The 1,239-nt window shown below is 38.7% G+C and carries 1 protein-coding gene and 1 rRNA gene; both read right to left on the bottom strand.

The annotated features are described in order from the left end of the window. Window positions 1-15 precede the first annotated feature (15 nt). On the bottom strand, window positions 16-369 hold the full coding sequence (locus AC5ZCW_RS22405; protein WP_496121845.1) for a hypothetical protein: 354 nt from the start codon (window positions 367-369) through the stop codon (window positions 16-18). A gap of 766 nt (window positions 370-1,135) precedes the next feature. After that, window positions 1,136-1,239, bottom strand: a 5S ribosomal RNA gene (gene rrf / locus AC5ZCW_RS22400); the annotation flags it as partial.

Here is a 1,239-nt window from a genome sequence, read left to right as displayed (position 1 = left end):
AGCTTTTTTTTCGCCTCATTCTCTCAATTCTTCTCCCAATCTATCAATGAACTTTCCATGTTTTGCGGGGTGCAAATGTAGAAAGCATTTCCGAATCCCGCAAGCTTTTCCGAATCTTTTTTTCTGAAAATTTCTTTTCTTCAGATCCTTCCTTCCTGCCGGTATTTCGATGAACGCCTTCGCTGTTGCGGGTGCAAAAGTAGAACCTTTTTCCGCTTTCGCAAGCTTTTTTACCGGGTTTTTTTGATCTTTTTTCGCCTTTTTTCTTAATGCACTGATAACGGACACTTTACAGTCCGAAGTTTTTTGCCTCTCCGTAGCTTTTTTCTGAACTGCGCCGCGGTTTTCATGATTTTGGGACGTTTTCATCTGCAGATTTTATCGGGTTTTTAGGCTTTACCCACTCTTTTCCGGAAAAAAGACAGGGTTCAAGGCTTCCTTAAAATGCATTTTCTGATCCCGCAAAGGCGCAAAGGCGCCAAGTTTTCCCCTTTAGGGTTCCATTTTAGAAAAGATTCATCCCCATCACACATGATTTCTTCTGAAAACAGCTCCCCTAGCCCCGATAGGAGCGGAAATCCTTCTGCTTTTTCTTTAAAAAGTAACCGCTCTATTCCAAAATAGAAACACAAACCTTTTTCCTAAAAAAAGCCCAAAAAAAACACCTGCTCAATTTCCTGCTACAAAAAAGATTTCGAATCTACTCAGTATAGGAAATACTATATTCTATGTATATATAATACAATTTTCCACTTAACCCATCAACAAATAAACCAGTCAGATTTTCATAAACCGACAAATCATTAATACTACTGATTTCATTACAATCAAAACAAATAGCCTTTACCGAGAATATTCTCACTGTTTACAAGACACAATCAATAGTCCCAAAAAACACACATCAGCATTAAGCAGATTTCACAGCAGAAACAAAATCCAATTTAAACAAACCAAAACCCCATTACTATTACAATTATTCTTTCACAAGAAAAACCATAAAGAACAATGAAATTACAAATATCCCATAGAAAAAGGCAGCTCTACGCACATCTGAAGCTTCAAGATCATAATCATGTATTTCCAAAACCAATATAAACAGAAAAACCCTATCCGGATCGGATAGGGTTTTTCAAAAGAAAGGCGACGACATACTCTCCCACAATGATGCAGTACCATCTGCGCAGGCGGGCTTAACTTCTCTGTTCGGGATGGGAAGAGGTGAGCCCCGCCGCAATAACC

The sequence above is a fragment of the Flavobacterium sp. PLA-DH12 genome, assembly GCF_059511845.1.
Note: the sequence above shows the minus strand (reverse complement) of the source record. Positions and strands in the feature narration are given on the sequence as shown.